The sequence below is a fragment of the Methylobacterium terricola genome (assembly GCF_006151805.1).
In the GTDB taxonomy this organism is placed as follows: Bacteria; Pseudomonadota; Alphaproteobacteria; order Rhizobiales; family Beijerinckiaceae; genus Methylobacterium; species Methylobacterium terricola.
Genome location: NZ_VDDA01000033.1, coordinates 33,170 through 49,810, shown reverse-complemented (window position 1 = coordinate 49,810; position 16,641 = coordinate 33,170). Strand labels below are relative to the sequence as shown.

At 71.1% G+C, this 16,641-nt stretch carries 14 protein-coding genes and 1 pseudogene; 5 read left to right on the top strand and 10 right to left on the bottom strand.

Annotation, left to right across the window (positions count from 1 at the left end; all coding sequences use genetic code 11):
• Positions 1-134 precede the first annotated feature (134 nt).
• Positions 135-1,304: a Gfo/Idh/MocA family protein gene (locus FF100_RS32090; RefSeq protein WP_139040094.1), complete on the bottom strand. Its 1,170-nt coding sequence runs from the start codon at positions 1,302-1,304 to the stop codon at positions 135-137.
• Between the two features lie 270 nt (positions 1,305-1,574).
• Here FF100_RS32090 and FF100_RS32085 point away from each other — a divergent pair, with 270 nt between their 5' ends.
• Positions 1,575-2,663, top strand: a complete 1,089-nt coding sequence (locus tag FF100_RS32085; protein WP_139040093.1) for a catalase family protein — start codon at positions 1,575-1,577, stop codon at positions 2,661-2,663.
• A 14-nt stretch (positions 2,664-2,677) separates the two neighbouring features.
• The gene (locus FF100_RS32080; RefSeq protein WP_139040092.1) at positions 2,678-3,076 is read left to right on the top strand and encodes an MAPEG family protein; all 399 of its coding nucleotides are present in this window, start codon (positions 2,678-2,680) and stop codon (positions 3,074-3,076) included.
• Between the two features lie 5 nt (positions 3,077-3,081).
• Here FF100_RS32080 and FF100_RS32075 read toward each other — a convergent pair whose 3' ends face one another.
• Both FF100_RS32075 and FF100_RS32070 read right to left on the bottom strand, forming a co-directional pair.
• Positions 3,082-4,029 carry a sensor histidine kinase gene (locus FF100_RS32075; RefSeq protein WP_425463374.1) on the bottom strand — a complete coding sequence of 316 codons (948 nt, stop codon included), beginning with the start codon at positions 4,027-4,029 and terminating at the stop codon, positions 3,082-3,084.
• A gap of 267 nt (positions 4,030-4,296) precedes the next feature.
• A pseudogene (locus tag FF100_RS32070) lies at positions 4,297-4,561 on the bottom strand (SDR family NAD(P)-dependent oxidoreductase); the annotation flags it as partial.
• A gap of 101 nt (positions 4,562-4,662) precedes the next feature.
• On the opposite strand from FF100_RS32070, the gene FF100_RS32065 reads away from it, so the two are divergent.
• Positions 4,663-4,893, top strand: a complete 231-nt coding sequence (locus FF100_RS32065) for a hypothetical protein (protein WP_139040090.1) — start codon at positions 4,663-4,665, stop codon at positions 4,891-4,893.
• 4 nt (positions 4,894-4,897) lie between these two features.
• Here FF100_RS32065 and FF100_RS32060 read toward each other — a convergent pair whose 3' ends face one another.
• The 5 genes from FF100_RS32060 to FF100_RS32040 form a co-directional block, all read right to left on the bottom strand.
• Positions 4,898-6,127: an ABC transporter substrate-binding protein gene (locus tag FF100_RS32060; protein WP_139040089.1), complete on the bottom strand. Its 1,230-nt coding sequence runs from the start codon at positions 6,125-6,127 to the stop codon at positions 4,898-4,900.
• Between the two features lie 288 nt (positions 6,128-6,415).
• Entirely contained in the window at positions 6,416-6,898 is a 483-nt protein-coding gene (locus FF100_RS32055) for a GNAT family N-acetyltransferase (protein WP_171070415.1), read from the bottom strand.
• Positions 6,899-7,135: 237 nt separating this feature from the next.
• The gene (gene ubiB, locus FF100_RS32050) at positions 7,136-8,686 is read right to left on the bottom strand and encodes a 2-polyprenylphenol 6-hydroxylase (protein ID WP_139040087.1); all 1,551 of its coding nucleotides are present in this window, start codon (positions 8,684-8,686) and stop codon (positions 7,136-7,138) included.
• A gap of 10 nt (positions 8,687-8,696) precedes the next feature.
• On the bottom strand, positions 8,697-9,455 hold the full coding sequence (ubiE, locus tag FF100_RS32045; RefSeq protein ID WP_139040086.1) for a bifunctional demethylmenaquinone methyltransferase/2-methoxy-6-polyprenyl-1,4-benzoquinol methylase UbiE: 759 nt from the start codon (positions 9,453-9,455) through the stop codon (positions 8,697-8,699).
• 126 nt (positions 9,456-9,581) lie between these two features.
• Entirely contained in the window at positions 9,582-10,259 is a 678-nt protein-coding gene (locus FF100_RS32040; protein WP_139040085.1) for a hypothetical protein, read from the bottom strand.
• A gap of 252 nt (positions 10,260-10,511) precedes the next feature.
• On the opposite strand from FF100_RS32040, the gene mutM reads away from it, so the two are divergent.
• Positions 10,512-11,402 carry a bifunctional DNA-formamidopyrimidine glycosylase/DNA-(apurinic or apyrimidinic site) lyase gene (gene mutM / locus FF100_RS32035; protein WP_139040084.1) on the top strand — a complete coding sequence of 297 codons (891 nt, stop codon included), beginning with the start codon at positions 10,512-10,514 and terminating at the stop codon, positions 11,400-11,402.
• 479 nt (positions 11,403-11,881) lie between these two features.
• On the opposite strand, the gene grpE is transcribed toward mutM, so the two are convergent.
• Both grpE and FF100_RS32020 read right to left on the bottom strand, forming a co-directional pair.
• Positions 11,882-12,478: a nucleotide exchange factor GrpE gene (gene grpE, locus FF100_RS32025; RefSeq protein WP_139040083.1), complete on the bottom strand. Its 597-nt coding sequence runs from the start codon at positions 12,476-12,478 to the stop codon at positions 11,882-11,884.
• A 101-nt stretch (positions 12,479-12,579) separates the two neighbouring features.
• Complete coding sequence (locus FF100_RS32020; protein WP_139040082.1) at positions 12,580-15,393, bottom strand: [protein-PII] uridylyltransferase; 2,814 nt, start codon at positions 15,391-15,393, stop codon at positions 12,580-12,582.
• A gap of 256 nt (positions 15,394-15,649) precedes the next feature.
• On the opposite strand from FF100_RS32020, the gene FF100_RS32015 reads away from it, so the two are divergent.
• Positions 15,650-16,621: an aliphatic sulfonate ABC transporter substrate-binding protein gene (locus FF100_RS32015; protein ID WP_139040081.1), complete on the top strand. Its 972-nt coding sequence runs from the start codon at positions 15,650-15,652 to the stop codon at positions 16,619-16,621.
• The last annotated feature ends 20 nt before the right edge of the window (positions 16,622-16,641 follow it).

Genomic DNA, 16,641 nt, shown 5'->3' with positions numbered 1-16,641 from the left:
CGAGGCGGGTGTGGTGGCAGAAGCGGGGCGATCGCAGCCCAGAGATCGTCGGGGAGAAGCGGGCGAGCCATACCAGCACAACGCCCAACCGACCTAATCGTGCCGTTCTGTTAGGCGCTCTTAGTTCTCCGGGACTAGTTCTCTGGGACCCGGTCCTTGCCCCGACCCGGATTCGACGCGTTGACGAGCGGGGGCGAGGCGACCGCCGGCAGGGCCTGTGCCTGGGCCCTCGGTTCGATCCGCCTCTCGCGGCGGAAGGGTTCGAGGGTCACCGAGCCGCCGGTCTCGAGCGCCCGCACGATGCCGTCGAGCACCCGCACGTCGGCATAGCCCTCCTCGCCGTCGGGCTCGGGGTCGCGCTCCTCCAGGATGCACTCCGAAAAATATTTCAGCTCGCCGCCGAAATGGTCGGTGTTCTTGAATCGCGCATGCGATTGTTCCTCGCCCAGCACCGTGAACAGCTCGAGCGGCTTGCCGTACAGGTAGGCGGGGTCGGCGGTGACGCTGCCTGTCGTGCCGAGCACCGTGTAGGTGTCGAGGCCGTTGCCGACATAGGACACGACGAACTGCGCCAGGCGGCCGCCGGGGAAGCGCAGGGTCGCCGCCACGGTGTCGTCGAAGTCGCCGAGGCCGGAATCGGGATGGCGCGAGCCCACGGCCGACACCACCTCGGTCGGCTCCGCGCCGAAGACTGCGCGGGCGGCGTTGACCGGGTAAGGCCCCATGTCGAAGACCGGGCCGGCGGCGACGCCGTTGCGCGCCCGATGATTCTCCGGCGAGACCCGCTGCGAGAAGGTCGAGGTGAAGGCCAGGATCTCGCCGAGCTCGCCGGAGCGCACCCGGTCGAGGACGGCCAGCGTCGCCGGCTCGAAGTGCAGGCGGTAGGCCACCATCAGCCGGGCGCGGGAGGCCCGGGCGGCGTCGAGGATCGCCCGGCACTGGGCCGGAGAGACCTCCAGCGGCTTCTCGACCAGCACGTGGATCCCCGCGCGCAGGGCCGGGACCGCGAATTCGGCGTGGCGCCAGTTCGGCGTCGCGAGGTAGAGCGCATCGACCGTGCCGGAGCGCAGCATCATGCCGAACTGCTCGTAGCAATAGGTGGCGGACACGCCGTAGCGCGCGCCGAGCGCCCGCGCCTTCTCCGGGTCGCTCGTCACCAGGGCGGCGATCTCGGAATTGCCGGTATGGGCGACGCCCGGCAGCATCGCCTCCTGGGCGATGTCGCCGAGGCCCACGAAGGCGTAGCGGACCTTGCGGGACGGGGTCAGACCGAGGGCGCCGGCGATGCTCCCGGTGATGCTCATGGCGCGGTATCCTCGATCGGCAAGAAGCGGCGGGCAGGACCGGCGGGCCAGGGCCGGCCGGAGTCGGGCCGGCAAGCGGTCTCGCCCCACCAAGCGCCCGGCTGCCCGGCGGTTCCGCCGAATCGGCGCGGGTCCATTCCTTCGTGCCCGAGACGTTCATGTCCGAGACCTTCATGTCCGAGGCGATCGCGTGGGAACGCGCCCGGGCCTGGGCCGTTGCCGGTGACGCAGCGGCGCATCCGGCGTCGTCCCGAAAGGAGGACCCGGCCGATGCCGTCACCGATCCGCTTCGATCCGTCCCTGGAGGCCGTGCAGCCGGACGAGGACGAGGTGCATGCCGAGATGATCCGGGTCTTCCGAGCGATCCAGGAGACGACGCTGAAGGATTACGGCCACGCGGTGCGCGGCGTCCACGCCAAGAGCCACGGCCTGCTCACCGGCCGGCTCACCGTGCTGCCCGACCTGCCGGGGCCGCTGGCCCAGGGAATCTTCGCGACACCCGGCACCTACGACGCCGTACTGCGCCTCTCGACCAACCCGGGCGACATCCTCGACGACAGCGTGTCGACCCCGCGCGGCCTCGCCGTGAAGGTGATCGGCGTCCCGGGCGAGCGTCTGCCGGGCGCCGGCGGCGACACCCAGGACTTCGTGATGGCGAATGCCCCGTCCTTCACGGTGCCGGACGCCAAGGCGTTCCTCCGGAGCCTGACGCTGCTCGCCGCCACCACCGACACGCCGCAGGTGTTCAAGAAGGTCTTCTCCGCCGCCCTGCGCGGCCTCGAGAGCGCGGTCGAGGCGGTGGGGGGCAAGAGCCCGACGCTGATCAGCCTCGGCGGGCACCCGGAGACGCACATCCTGGGCGAGACCTTCTACAGCCAGGCACCCCTGCGCTGGGGCGACTACGTCGCGAAGGTCGCGCTCGCCCCGGTCTCGCCGGCGCTCACCGCCCTGACGAACGCTCCGCTCGCCGTCAACGGCAAGCCGAACGGCCTGCGCGATGCGGTGTCGGAGTTCTTCGCCGCCCATGAGGGCGTCTGGGAGCTGCGCGCCCAGCTGCTCACGAACCGCGAGTCGATGCCGATCGAGGATGCCGCGACGCCCTGGCCGGAGGAGGAGAGTCCCTACCTCCCGGTCGCCCGGATCACGGTCGCGCCGCAGGCGAGCTGGAGCGACGAGAAGGTCCGCACCCTCGACGACGGCCTCGCCTTCAGCCCGTGGCACGGGATCCGGGCGCACCAGCCCCTCGGCTCGGTGATGCGGGCGCGCCGCGCGGTCTATCCGCGCTCGGCCGGCTTCCGGGCCGAGCACAATGGCTGCCCGGTCCGCGAACCCACGCGACGCCTGCCGACCCACGCCTGAAGGAGCCGCCCGCCATGGTGTTCCCGTCCCTCACCGCCGCCTACGGCGCCGTTCTGGCACTGCTGTTCGCCGGCCTCTCGGGCTGGGTGATGGCCCGGCGGCTCTCCGCCAACGTGCTGCACGGCGACGGCGGCGACGCCGTGCTGCTGCACCGCGCCCGCTCCCAGGCGAACTTCGCCGAGTACGTGCCGTTCATCCTGCTCCTCGTCGGCTTGCTCGAGGCCCACGGCGCGAGCCGGATCCTGGTCCAGGGCCTGCTGATCGTGCTGCTGGTCGGCCGGATCCTGCACCCGTTCGGCATGACGGCGCCGGCCAACTCCCCCCGTCAGTTCGCCTGCCGCGGCGGCGGCATCCTGGCGACCTTCGCGGTGCTGCTCGTCGCGGCTCTGGCGCTGCTGCTGCGGCTTGCCTGATCCCGTCAGGGCGCCGGGGCGGCGAAGTCGAGCCGGGCCACCGTCCCGGCCCCGCTCGCATAGGTGAGGGTGCCGTCGAGCTGGGCCGCGAGCCCCTGCGCGATACGCATCCCCAGGCTGCGGCTCGCCGCCGGATCGAACCCGGCCGGGATGCCTCGCCCGTCATCCGCGATGGTGAGCGCCATCCGCTCCGCCCCGATCGCCTCCAGGCGAATCGTGATCGTGCCGCGGGCGCCGTCCGGGAAGGCGTGCTTGAGGGCATTGGTCACGACCTCGACCACCAGCAGCGACAGCGTCGTGAGGCGCGTCAGGTCGAACCTCACCGGCGGCACGTCGACGAGGCAGACGATGTTGCGCGCGCCCGTCGCGTCGAGGAGGTCGGCGCAGAGCTCCTGCAGGTACTGGCCGACCGGCAGGTTGATCCGGTCCGGGTCGTAGAGCCGGCGGTGGATGCGTGAGATCGTCTCGAGCCGCACCCGCGCCTCGTCGAGGGCGGCGAGGGCGGCCTGCGGGTCGTTGCCGACGCGGCGCTTCTGCAGCGTCAGGAGCGCGGCGACGAACTGCATGTTGTTCGCCACCCGGTGCTGCAATTCCTGGAACAGGGTCCGCTGCTGCTCATAGAGCCCGGCCGTCACGATGCGCTCGTGGCGCAGCCGCGCACTCGCCACGTGCATGATGTGGATCAGCGCGATGTCCACCGTGACGATGAAGACGTAGAAGGCCAGCGCCAGCCCGGATTGCCGCGAGAGGAGGAAACCCTCGCTCGGCGGCAGGAAGAAGTACCAGGCCGACAGCCCGCTCAAGGTCGCGCAGGTGATGCCGGCGCGAACGCCGCAGAAGAACGTGGTGAGGATGACCGCCGGGAAGAACGTCAGGTAGGGGAAACCCGGCGGCAGCACGTCGTCGACCGCGAGCCGCACGGCCAGCGCGATGGCCGTGGCCCCGAGCGCCACCAGGTCGCCGAGCCAGAGATGGGCACGCAGTCGCTCGGTCGCCTGGATGGCGGCCCAGAACCGGTTGCGCCGCGCCGTCGGGACGGGGGACAGGGCGGCAGACGGTTCGACACTTGACAGTGGAAAAACTCCTCGTTCCAGACGGCCAGCTTAATCCGATTCGGCCATTCCGGTCCACGAAACACCGCAGCTGGGCTTAGCAAATGAGTATTTGGCGCCTCACCGTGACCGTGCCGCCGCGGTCCCGGCGAGGAGCAGCGCCCCGGCCGCGAGGGCGAGCGGGCCGGCATCGATGCGCCGGCCCGAGACGTCGGCGCCGTGGCCGAGCCCGGGCGTGTCGACCATCGCCGGGAAGACCGAGCAGACATGGACGTGCCGGCGCAGCTCCTGGCGCAAGGCGGCGGTGAAGCCGCGCAGGCCGCACCTGCTCGCCGTGTAGGCCGCCGAGAAGGGTCACCGCCACCGTCAGGCGGTGGAGGTCGAGGGGGGCGTCCCGGTAGGGCCCGAACACGCCGGTCCCGTCACTGTCGATGCGGCTCTCCCCGTCCCGGATGGCGGGACCGAAACCGCCCCGCACCCCGAACTTCCTGCCCTTGAGGCAGTTGACCCCGGGCTTCGAGCCGGAGATCCCCGATGCCCGTCCGCCAGACCTGCGCCGTCCTGCTGCTGCTTGCCGGCGTCCTGCCGCTCACGCCCGCGCAGGCCGGGCCGGCGCAGGATTACCAGTACCAGCGCCGGCAGCTCGGCCGGGGGCAGGTCTGCCCGCCGCCGCTGAAATTCGCGGCCGGCGCCTGCGTGCGGCGCTGCCCGGCGGGCTACCAGGACAATGGCGGCTATTGCCGCCTGCGCACCATGCAGCGCTGACCCGCTACTGTCCGGCCGTCACCAGCGGGCACCCGCCCTCCTTGAGCGGCCGGAAGGCCTGGTCGCCCGGCACGGTGGCGACCAGCTTGTAGAGGTCCCACTCGCCGGTGGATTCCTTGGGGGTCTTCACCTGCATCAGGTACATGTCGTGGACCATACGGCCGTCCTCGCGGATCCGGCCGTTCGTCGCGAACATGTCGTTGACCGGTGTCTCGCGCATCTTGGCGATCACGGTCTTGGCGTCGTCGGTCCCGGCCGCCTGCACCGCCTTGAGGTAGTGCAGCACCGAGGAATAGACGCCGGCCTGGTGCATCGTCGGCATCAGCCCGGCCTTCTCCTTGAAGCGGGTGGCGAAGGCGCGGGTCTCGGGCGTGCGGTCCCAGTAGAAGGCGGTGGTGAGCAGCAGGCCCTGCGCCACCTCGATGCCGAGGCTGTGGACGTCGTCGATGTTGACCAGCAGCGCCAGCAGGGTCTGGCCGCCCTGGACGAGGCCGAATTCGTGCGCCTGCTTGATCGCGTTGACGGTGTCGCCGCCGGCATTGGCGAAGGCGATCAGCTTGGCGCCCGAGCCTTGCGCCTGGAGCAGGAACGACGAGAAATCGGCGGTGGCGAAGGGCGCCCGCACGGTGGAGAGCACCTTGCCGCCCGAGCGCTTCACCTCGGCGACGGCATCGCGCTCGAGCGCGTGGCCGAAGGCGTAGTCGGCGGTGACGAAGGCCCAGGTGTCGAGGCCGCGCTTGACCGCGGCGCTGCCGGAGACGTGCGACAGCGCGTAGGTGTCGTAGGTCCAGTGGAGGCCGGTCGGCGAGCATTGCGGCCCGGTGAGGTCCGAGGTGCCGCCGCCCGAGACGATCAGCAGCTTGCCCTTCTCCTTGGCGATCTGCTGCACGGCGAGCGCCACCGAGGAGGTCGGCACGTCGAGGATCACGTCGACGCCGTCGCGGTCATACCATTGCCGGGCGATGTTGGAGCCGACATCCGGCTTGTTCTGGTGGTCGGCGAAGACGACCTCGATCGGCTTGCCGTCGAGGGTGCCGCCAAAGTCCTTCACCGCCATCTCGGCGGCGATCACCGAGCCGCGGCCGGTGGAATCGGCGTAGACGCTCGACATGTCGTTGAGGACCGCGAGCTTGACCTTGCCGTCGCTCAAGCGCGGCTCGGCGGCGTAGGCGGGGGCGGCGTGGGCGCAGAGGGACGCGGCGGCGAGCAGCGCGGTGCGCAAGCGGCTGAGCATGGACGTTCTCCCGGGGCGCCTTCCGCTTCTGGTCGAGCGGATCGTGGCGCCGTGCGACCCATCAGAGAGGGTGCAGCGGTTGAGCGCAAGCCCGGGGGAGGCCGCTGCCATCGCGCATCGCCAAAGCCGGTCGGGCCGGCCGCATCACCCGACCTCGAGCGGGGCGCCATACCGCCGCGCCGTCGAACGGATCCGTTCGACGGCGCAAGGCAAGCCCGAACAGCAGGCGCCGGCGCCGATGCACCGGACGCCTTGGCATCGCCGTGTCGATGCCAAGGCGCGAGGGTGTCAGAGGCCGTGAGGGGCAAGGCGCTTGCGCATGACCCAGAAGTCGCGCTGCTCACCCCCCATGTCGCCTCGGACCGCCGCCGCCATGATCTCGCTCACGTGCCAGCCCCCGCGCTCGTAGAACCGCTTCGCACGCTCATTGCCGACGAGGCAGTGCAGCTCGGCTTCCGCGACGCCCTGGGCCCGCAGCCCACTTTCGGCGGCCTCGATGAGGCTTCGCGCAGAGCCGGAACCGCGGGCGTGCGCATCGAGGAAGAGCTGACCGAGCAGCGAGCCCGTCCACGCAACGAACCCGACGATCGTGCCCGCATCCTCGCAGACGACGACGTTCGGCATCAGGCTCGCCATGCGGTTCAGGAAGAAGCGCTCGTCCCGCGCGTCCCGCTCGGCCCGCGGCATGTGTGAACCGTGAGTCTCGTGCCAGACCCGATGGTAGAGCGCGGCCAGCGAGACGAGGTCCGGAGCGCCTGCTGGACGGATCACGGGCACACTCTCGTTCGAATGCGCACCATAGATGGGCGCAGAATTCGTCCCCGGCAACAATGGCGGCCGGCTGCAATCCGACCGAGATCGAAGCGATCGGGCTGAATTCTTACGTCGGCACAGGATATGGGCGTGCGGATCCCGCTCCCGCGGCGGCGCGGAAACCGTCTTGCCCATCCGCATCCCGAAGGCGAGGCCGCGGATGGGGCGATATTCCGTCCCGGATCAGGGTGACCCTCACCGCAACGCGATCGCCAGCAGCGACCCGGCGATCACCCAGAGCGCCAGGGTCGACCACACCATTCGCCTGGTCTCGATGCGGATCCGGCGCTCGACGCGGGACACCTCGCGCAGGCCCTCCTCGTCGAGGCGCACCAGCACGCGCTTGGCCCGCTGGGCGAGGTCCGGCACGTCGGCGACGACGTCGGCCAGCGTCAGCACCGCGCGCCGCGCCTGGTCGGCCCGGCCGATCGGGCCGAGGTTGCGGGCGAGCCAGGACCGCACCACCGGCTCGGCGCTCGTCCACATGTCGAGGCGCGGATCGAGCGAGCGGGCGACGCCCTCGACCACAACCATGGTCTTCTGGAGCATCACCAGCTCCGTCCGGGTGCTCATGTCGAAGAGCGCCGTGATGTCGAAGAGCAGCGTCAGCACCTTGGCCATCGAGATCTCGTCGGCCCGGCGCTGGTGGATCGGCTCGCCGATCGCCCGGATGGCCTGCGCGAAATCGTCGACGGAATGGTGCGAGGGGACGTAGCCGGCCTCGAAATGCACCTCCGCCACCCGGCGGTAGTCGCGCAGGATGAAGCCGAGGAGGATTTCCGCCAGAAAGCGGCGCTCCTTGAGGCCGAGCCGGCCCATGATGCCGAAATCGACCGCGACCAGCCGCCCGGCCGGATCGACGAACAGGTTCCCGGGATGCATGTCGGCATGGAAGAAGCCGTCCCGGATCGCGTGGCGCAGGAAGGACTGGATCACGGTCTGGCCCAGGGCCGCCACGTCGTGGCCGGCCGCCACGATCGCCTCGCGGTCGTTGAGGCGGATGCCGTCGATCCACTCGCTCGCCAGCACGTCGCGGCCGGTCAGTTCCCAGACGGGCTGGGGCACCCGGAACTCGGGATCGTCCTTGATGTTCTCGGCGAGCTCCGAGAGGGCGGCGGCCTCGAGCCGCAGGTCCATCTCCATCGCGACGGAGCGGGCCAGCGTCTCCACCACCTCCCGCGGGCGCAGGCGCTCGGCCTCGGGGCGCAGGGCCTCGACCACCCGGGCCATGAAGCGCATCGCCTGGATGTCGCGGGCGAAGCGCTCGCGCACGCCGGGCCGCATGATCTTGACCGCGACCACCCGCTCGGTGCCGTCCGGCTCGCGCAGATGCGCCTTGTGGACCTGGGCGATCGAGGCGGCGGCGATCGGCTCGCTGAACGAGGTGAACAGCGCGGAGACCGGGCGGCCGAGGGTCGATTCCAGGATCGAGACGGCCACCGCCTGCGGGAAGGGCGGCACCCGGTCCTGCAGCCGCTCCAGGTCGCGGGCCGCGGCCATTCCGACGATGTCGGGCCGTGTCGCCAGGAACTGGCCGAACTTGACGTAGGACGGCCCGAGCCGGGTCAGCGCCGCGGGCAGCCGGCCGGGGCCGAGGCCCGGCCGCTCCAGCTTGCGGCCGAGGCGCAGGACGAGGCGCAGGTGTGGCGGCAGCTCGGCGGCGTCGACGAAGGCCAGCGCGCCCTCGCGCGCCATGACCCAGCCGACATGGATGCCCCGCGCGAGGTGGGCGACGAGGCTCAGCACGGGCGGCGCCTCACGCGAGCTTCCAGCCGGAATGGATGGCGCAGATGCCGCCGGAGAGCGGCCGGTGGGTGACGTGGCCGAATCCGGCCTCCTCGATCATCCGGGCAAAGCTGCCGGGCGTCGGGAAGCGGCGGATCGACTCGACGAGGTACTGGTAGGATTCCTTGTCGCCAGCGACCATCGCGCCCAGCCGCGGGATGACGTTGAACGAGTAGGCCTCGTAGATCTTGTCGAGCCCCGGCACGTCGACGTGGGAGAATTCGAGGCACAGGAAGCGCCCGCCGACCTTGAGCACCCGGTGGGCCTCCGCCAGGGCGTGCTCGATCCGCGGCACGTTCCGGATGCCGAAGGCGATGGTGTAGGCGTCGAAGGTGTCGCCCGGCACCGGCAGCGCCTCGGCGTTGCCGGCCACGAAGTCGATGCGCGAGCCGTACCGGTGGCCGGCCCGCTCGCGGCCGACGCCGAGCATCGCCTCGTTGATGTCGAGCACCGTGACCTTGGTGTCGGGCCCGCCGGCCTCCAGCGTCCGGAACGCGATGTCGCCGGTGCCACCGGCAACGTCGAGCAGCCGGAACGGCCGGGTGCGCGAGGGCCGCAAGGTGGAGACGAAGGCGCTCTTCCAGGCCCGGTGCAGGCCGCCCGACATCAGGTCGTTCATCAGGTCGTAGCGCTTGGCCACCGAGCGGAAGACCTCGTTGACGCGCCCCTGCTTCTCCGCGAGCCGGACGCGCTCGAAGCCGAAATCGGTGCTGGTCTCGTCGCCGGCCATGCGTTCAGGTCCCCTGTCGTGGCGGCCTGCATAGCGAAGCTGGTGAGAAATCACCATCTTGGCCTGCATCGCGACGGGGTACGCTTCGTCGCGCCCATCGTGCGGGAAGGGGCGACCGGCCCGGCATCAGCCTCTCGTCCCGCCTCCCACGCGGTACAGCCCCGCCTCGTCCTGGGTGACGGTAATGGGCGTCCGGCCGGCCCTGTCCTTTGCCGACAGGCTGCGCTCGTCGAGGAGAACCTCGATGATCCGATCGGCGTCGTCGCCCTGCAGGTCCTCGGCGGCGGTGACGAGGCTGGTGAGCGACACCCCGATCTGGTCCAGTTCGAGAGCGTGCTCGATATGGCGGAACAGCAGGTCGGGCGCCTTCTGCGTCTTGAGCAGCGCGATCGTCTCGGGGGCGAGCTTGAGCCGGGCGCCGATCGCGTCGATCAGCTTCTCGTCGTCCGGATTCGCCGTCAGCTTGACCATGACCGCCCTGGTGGCGGCGGCGAATTCGGCGAACGTGTCGTAACTCGACCGCTCGAGGCCGAACAGGTCGCCCAGCTGCTCGGCCCGCCGCATCAGCAGCGTCTCGCCGGTCATGCGGTTCACGCTGAACAGCGAGTCGTTCAGCGTGGCCCGGTCCGCGGCACCGGGGCCCTGCGACACGGCCCCGAGAAGGGCCGCCGCTCCGGGATGCCGCGGGTCGATGCTCCGCGGCGTGAGGGCCGGCGTCGCCTGGGGCCGTGGCGGGGCCTCACGGGCGGCGGTCTGCCGCAGCATGAGCAGGGCGGCATCAGCAAGGGTGGGGACAATCTTCATCGCACGCTCCGCCCTCCGGCAGCCGGCCGTGGCAGGACCGGGAAACCCCGCCGCCACAGGCCAGCAACATGCCTGCAATGACCTAAGGTCATGTGAACGGAGGCGATCGGACGCAGCGAAATCTTCGCGCCGCCCCGGCAAGGCCGTCCCGGCGACCACGACGCCTCGGCGCCAGCGGCCGCCTTGGCGAAACCTCGCCGCCACCCCCATCTCTCACAGGATCAGGGCCCGCCGGCCCGCCTCCAGGATGCCATGCCCGAACTGCCCGAAGTCGAGACCGTGCGCCGCGGATTGGAGCCCGCACTGGTCGGCGCCCGCTTCACCGAGGTCGTGCTGAACCGGCCGAACCTGCGCTTTCCCTTCCCGCCGCGCTTCGCCGAGCGGGTGCGGGGCCACGAGGTCACCGCCCTGTCGCGGCGCGCCAAGTACCTCGTCGCCGCGTTGTCCTCCGGGGAGGCCCTGATCATGCATCTCGGCATGAGCGGGCGCTTCGACGTGCAACTCCCCGACGGCCGGCACGTCTCGCCCGGCGACTTCTACCTGGAGGGCGCGCAGGGGCAGGCGAAGCACGACCACGTCCGCTTCGGCCTCTCGAACGGCGCCCGGGTCGTCTACAACGACGCCCGCCGCTTCGGCTTCATGGATCTGGTGCCGTCGGCCGACCTCTCGACCTGCCGCCACTTCGCCGGGATGGGCATCGAGCCGCTCGGCAACGAGCTGTCCGGCGAGACGATCGCGCAGCTCTTCGCGGGCAAGCGCACGCCGCTCAAGGCCGCGCTCCTCGACCAGCGCCTCATCGCGGGCCTCGGCAACATCTACGTCTGCGAGGCCTTGCACCGGGCCAAGCTCCACCCGGAGGCCGCGGCCGGCACGCTCGCGGATGCCGCCGGCCGCCCGACCGCGAAGGCCAAGCGCCTCGCCACCGTGATCCGCGACGTGCTGACCGAGGCGGTGGCGGCGGGCGGCTCCACCCTGCGCGACTACGTCCACACGGATGGGAGCCAGGGCGCGTTCCAGCACGCCTTCCGGGTCTACGACCGCGAGGGGCTGGCCTGCACGGCGCGGGGCTGCCGCGGGGTGGTGCGGCGGCTGGTGCAGTCGGGCCGCTCGACCTTCTTCTGCGAGACGTGCCAGCCAGGGTGAGGGGGGGCGACGTCGGGCTCAGGCGCCCCCGGCGATCACGGCCTCCTCGCGGTCGCGGCCGGCGTCCGGATCTACTGGGAGACCTCCGGAAATCCGGGCGGCATCCCGGGCGTCCTGATCCATGGCCGGCGCGACATCAGCGGACCCGCCGTAACGGCGCGGCACCTGCACCGGCTTTGGCCGGGGAGCCGGCTCTGAATCGTGGACACGGAAGGGCATGGCGGGCCGGAGATGGCCGCGCGGATGCGGCACGCGACGGACGGGTCGCGCAGGCGGAGCGAGGGCGGCACCCACGGGGGGCCGAGACCCTGCTTGATGGGGCCCGATGCCAGCGACGCCCTCCGGGTCAGCCCGGGTTCTCGCCGGCGGCGAGCCCCGGGTTGACGGGGAGGGGTGCGGCATCGCCGTGCGCGTTCGACGTGGTGCGTCGGTCGCCCGGATCGTCGGGCGGGCCCTGCCGGACGGGCAGGGTTCCGCCCTCACCCCTCCGCCGGCTTCGCCTCGGCCTTCGGGCCGCCCTTGGCAACGCCGACGAGCGCCGGGCGCAACACGCGGTCGCCGATGACGTAGCCGGTCTGCACCACCTGGACCACGGTGCCGGAGGTCACGTCGGGGTTGGGCACCTCGAACATCGCCTGGTGCAGGTTGGGATCGAAGCGCTGGCCGTGCGGCTCGACCTTCTTCACGCCGTGGCGCTCGAGAGTCTTGAGCAGGTCGCGCTCGGTCAGCTCGATCCCGTCGATCAGCGCCTTGAGGGGGCCGTCGGTGCCGGCGCGGGCCTCGGCCGGGACGGCGTCGAGGGCGCGGCGGACGTTGTCAGCGGCGTTGAGCATGTCGCGGGCGAAGTTCGTCACGGCGTAGGTGCGGGCATCCGCCACCTCGCGCTCGGTGCGCCGGCGCAGGTTCTCCATGTCGGCCAGCGTGCGCAGCAGCTTGTCCTTGAGGTCGAGCTTCTCGGCCTCGAGGGCGGCCAGCGCGTCGCCGTGCGGCGTGGCCTCCGGCGCGGAGGCGGGAGCGCCCTCGGCAGCCGCGGGCTCGTAAGCCCGCGCGGCGTTCTCCGTGTCGTTCGGCGTCATTGTCATTCCGGAAAAGGATCGGGGAGTGACCCCGATATCAGGTGGGAGGCCGGCGAAATCAAGCTTCGCCGGCGGTCGGCGGCGCCTCGCTCCGCGCGTCCTTAAGGCCGTGCTTCGTCCTTGACAGGGTCCTTGGCCGGCCCGCGCCGGTTGCGGTCGGGGCGCGGCAGGTCGGCCTCGAACACCGCCATCACCGCCCGGCGGATGGTGGCCTGCCGGTCGGGCTGGGTCACCTTGGTGCCGGTGAGGTCGGTGACGTAGAACACGTCGACCGCCCGCTCGCCGAAGGTCGCGACATGCGCCGAGGTGATGTTGAGGTTGAGCCGGCCGAGCGCCGAGGTGAGATCGAACAGCAGGCCTGGCCGGTCGAGGCCGGAGATCTCCAGCACCGTCTCGCGGGCCGAGAGCGCGTTGTCGATCGACAGGTCGGGGGCGACCTGGAAGGTGCGCGGCCGGTCCTTGACCGGGTGCTTGTCGGCGACGAGGTCGGCGATGCGGATCTCGCCCTTCAGCGCCCGCTCGATCGCGGTGGCGATGCGGCCGGCCCGGCGCAGCTCGTCCTCGTCGCGCTCGAAGGCCCGCGACAGGGTGATGGTGTCGAGGACGAAGCCGTCGGCGGTGGTGAAGATCTGCGCGTCGACGATGTTGCCGCCCGACGCCGCGCAGGCCCCGGTGAGGATCGCGAGCAGGCGTGGGTGGTCGGGCGAGTAGACGCAGAGCTCGGTCACGCCGCGCGAGAGGTCGGTCTCGAAGGCCGTGGCGACGGTGTTGCCGGCCTCGGCCGCCGCCCGGATGAAGCGGGCGTTCTCGAGCTGGCGCCCGGCATCGACCTTGAGCCAGTAATGCGGGTAGTGCCGGGCGGCGTAGGTGTCGAACTCCTCGGCCGACCAGTCGGTCAGCTGCTCGCGCAGGCGCATCTGGATCAGCCGCACCCGGTCGGTGCGCGGGATCTCGGAGCGCCCGCCCGACAGCACCATCTCGGTCTCGTAGTAGAGGGTGCGCAGGAGCGTCGCCTTCCAGGCGGTCCAGGTGCCCGGTCCCACCGCCTTGATGTCGGCGATGGTGAGCACGAGGAGGAGCTTCAGCCGCTCCAGGCTCTGCACCACGCCCGCGAAGGTCTCGATCGTCTTCGGGTCCGAGAGGTCGCGGCTCTGCGCCGTCATCGACATCAGGAGATGATGCTCGATGAGCCAGGCGACGGTGCTGGTCTCGGCGGCATCCAGCCCGAAGCGCGGTCCGAGCTTGCGGGCGACGGCGGCGCCGGCGATCGAGTGGTCCTCCTTCCGGCCCTTGGCGATGTCGTGCAGGAACATCGCGACGTAGAGGGCGCGGCGGTTCTGGATCGTGCCGACGATGCGGTGGGCCAGCGGATGCTCGCCTTCGAGCTCGCCGGCCTCGATCTTGCCCAGGATCCCGAGCGAGCGGATCAGGTGCTCGTCCACCGTGAAGTGGTGGTACATGTTGAACTGCATCATCGCGACGATGCGGCCGAAATCCGGCACGAAGCGCCCGAGCACCCCGGTCTCGTTCATGTGCCGGAGCACCGTCTCGGGGGCGTTCTGCGAGATCAGCAATTCCAGGAACAGGCGGTTGGCCTCCGGATCGACCCGCACCATCGGGCCGATCAGGGCAAGCGAGCGGGTCGCGAGCCGGCTCGCATCGGGGTGGATCGCGAGGTCGTGGCGGTCGGAGAGCCAGAACAGCCGGATCAGGTTGATCGGATCGCGCTCGAAGGCGGCGTCGTCGCGCAGGTCGAGCCGGCCGGTATGGATGCGGAAATCGTCCGCCTCGAGGTCGGGGGCGCGGAAGTGCTGCTTGAAGCGGCGCAGCCAGCGGTCGAGCACCGGCGGGCGCTTGGCGTGGCGCGCCTCCATCTCGGCGCAGACGATCGCGGTGAGGTCGCCGACATCCTTGGCGATCAGGAAGTAGGCCTTCATGAACCGCTCGACCGCGGCGAGGCCGCCCCGGGCGCCGTAGCCCAGGCGCTCGGCGATGCGCGGCTGCAGCCCGAAGGACAGGCGCTCCTCGGACCGCCCGGTGACGAAGTGCATGTGGCAGCGCACCCGCCACAGGAACTCGTCGCAGCGCTCGAACAGCCGCAATTCGTCGGGGGTGAACAGCCCGGCCTCGACGAGGTCGGCCGCCTCCTTCACCCGGAACGTGTACTTGGCGATCCAGAACAGGGTGTTGAGGTCGCGAAGACCGCCCTTGCCGTCCTTGACGTTGGGCTCGACGAGGTAGCGCGAGGCGCCGCTCTTCTGGACCCGCGCGTCGCGCTCCTTCAGCTTGGCCTCGACGAACTCCGCCGCCGTGCCCTGCACCACCTCGCGGTCGAAGCGGGTCTCGAGTTCGGTAAACAGCGCGCGGTCGCCGAACAGGAAGCGCGATTCGAGCAGCGCGGTGCGGATCGTCATGTCGCCGCGGCCCTCGCGCAGGCAATCGGCGACCGAGCGGGTGGCGTGGCCGACCTTCAGCTTGAGGTCCCACAGCACGTAGAGCATCGCCTCGACGACGCTCTCGCTCCAGGCGGTCTGCTTGTAGGGCAGGAGGAACAGGAGATCGATGTCCGAGCCCGGGGCCAGCAGGCCGCGGCCGTAGCCGCCGGTCGCCACCACGGCGATCTGCTCGGCGGCCGTCGGGTTGTCGGCCCGGTAGAGGCGCTTGACCACCGCGTCGTAGATCGCCCGGATCACCGCATCCATCTGGGCGCAGATCAGCCCGGCGCAGGCATGGCCGTCGCGGTCGCCGAGCAGGCGCCGCTCGGCCTCGGCGCGGCCCGCCTCGATGATGCGGCGCAGCTCCGGCACCAGCCGCTCGCGCAGGCGGGTCGGGTCGCTGAGCGACTGGTCGATGCCGGCAAGCAGCGCCCGCAGGGCGGCGTCGGTGTCGGACGGGTCGATGGAAATATCGGACATGGCAGCCGGGATCGGGCCTGGAGCGTGGGGTCAAGCGCGCGGCCTGGTTCCGTCGCGTCGCCCCCTGTTTCGCATTGCGGCCAGCGGAAAGCCAACGCTTCCGCGCGGGCGCACAGGTGCCCACAGGGCCGGGCGTTCGATCCGAAAGGCTAATCCGCTTCACCGGCCGGATCGTTTGACACTCCGAACGGCCCGCCCTAGCTATGACGCCGGTCCGCCCGCCCCCAGAGCGCCGGCGGCCGTCAGGGGAGAGACGATGCGCATCCTTCGCCGCGCGCTCATCGGCGCCGCCCTCGGGGCTGTGTGCCTCGCCGCCGCCCATCCGGCGCTGGCTCAATCGGCCAAGGAGGTACGCCTCGACTGGGCGACCTACAACCCGGTCAGCCTCGTCCTGAAGGACAAGGGCCTGATCGAGAAAGCGCTCGCCCCCGAGGGGATCACCGTGCGCTGGGTCCAGTCGCTGGGCTCGAACAAGGCGCTCGAATTCCTCAATGCCGGCTCGATCGATTTCGGCTCGACCGCCGGTGCGGCTGCCCTGCTGGCGCGGATCAACGGCAACCCGATCAAGGCGGTCTACGCCTTCTCGCGGCCGGAATGGACCGCGCTCGTCACCCGGCCGAATACCGACATCGCGGCCGTCAAGGACCTGAAGGGCCGCCGCGTCGCCGTCACCCGCGGCACCGACCCGCACATCTTCCTGATCCGGGCCTTGCGCGGCGCCGGGCTGACCGAGCGCGACGTGAAGCTGGTGCTGCTCCAGCATCCCGACGGCCGCACGGCCCTCGACCGCGGCGACGTCGATGCCTGGGCCGGCCTCGACCCGATCATGGCGGCGGCCGAGATCGAGAACGGCGACGTGCTGTTCCATCGCGACCCCGCGGCCAACACCTGGGGCGTGCTCAACGTCCGCGAGGACTTCGCCAAGCAGAATCCCGACCTGACCCGCAAGGTGCTGGCGGCCTACGAGGAGGCGCGCAAGATCGCGCTCGCCGACCCGCAGGAGCTGAAGCGGATCCTCGTTGCGGCGACGAAGCTCCCCGAGCCGGTGGTGGCGCGCCAGCTCGAGCGCACCGACCTGTCGCAGCCGGTGATCGGCAAGCTCCAGGCCGAGACGATCCTGGATGCCGGCACCGCGCTCCTCGATGCCGGGGTGATCCCGGCCGGCACCGATGTCGGCGCGGTGGTCCAGGCGCTGATCGACCCGCGCTTCGGGCCCTCGGTTCCGTGAGGTCGGAGGCCGGGCCGCTT

Excerpts from the sequence above, each read along its gene's own strand:
- FF100_RS32090 (WP_139040094.1), bottom strand. The coding sequence starts at position 1,304 with ATGAGCATCACCGGGAGCATCGCCGGCGCCCTCGGTCTGACCCCGTCC.
- FF100_RS32085 (WP_139040093.1), top strand. The coding sequence starts at position 1,575 with ATGCCGTCACCGATCCGCTTCGATCCGTCCCTGGAGGCCGTGCAGCCG.
- FF100_RS32080 (WP_139040092.1), top strand. The coding sequence starts at position 2,678 with ATGGTGTTCCCGTCCCTCACCGCCGCCTACGGCGCCGTTCTGGCACTG.
- FF100_RS32065 (WP_139040090.1), top strand. The coding sequence starts at position 4,663 with ATGCCCGTCCGCCAGACCTGCGCCGTCCTGCTGCTGCTTGCCGGCGTC.
- FF100_RS32060 (WP_139040089.1), bottom strand. The coding sequence starts at position 6,127 with ATGCTCAGCCGCTTGCGCACCGCGCTGCTCGCCGCCGCGTCCCTCTGC.
- ubiE (WP_139040086.1), bottom strand. The coding sequence starts at position 9,455 with ATGGCCGGCGACGAGACCAGCACCGATTTCGGCTTCGAGCGCGTCCGG.
- FF100_RS32040 (WP_139040085.1), bottom strand. The coding sequence starts at position 10,259 with ATGAAGATTGTCCCCACCCTTGCTGATGCCGCCCTGCTCATGCTGCGG.
- mutM (WP_139040084.1), top strand. The coding sequence starts at position 10,512 with ATGCCCGAACTGCCCGAAGTCGAGACCGTGCGCCGCGGATTGGAGCCC.
- grpE (WP_139040083.1), bottom strand. The coding sequence starts at position 12,478 with ATGACGCCGAACGACACGGAGAACGCCGCGCGGGCTTACGAGCCCGCG.
- FF100_RS32020 (WP_139040082.1), bottom strand. The coding sequence starts at position 15,393 with ATGTCCGATATTTCCATCGACCCGTCCGACACCGACGCCGCCCTGCGG.
- FF100_RS32015 (WP_139040081.1), top strand. The coding sequence starts at position 15,650 with ATGCGCATCCTTCGCCGCGCGCTCATCGGCGCCGCCCTCGGGGCTGTG.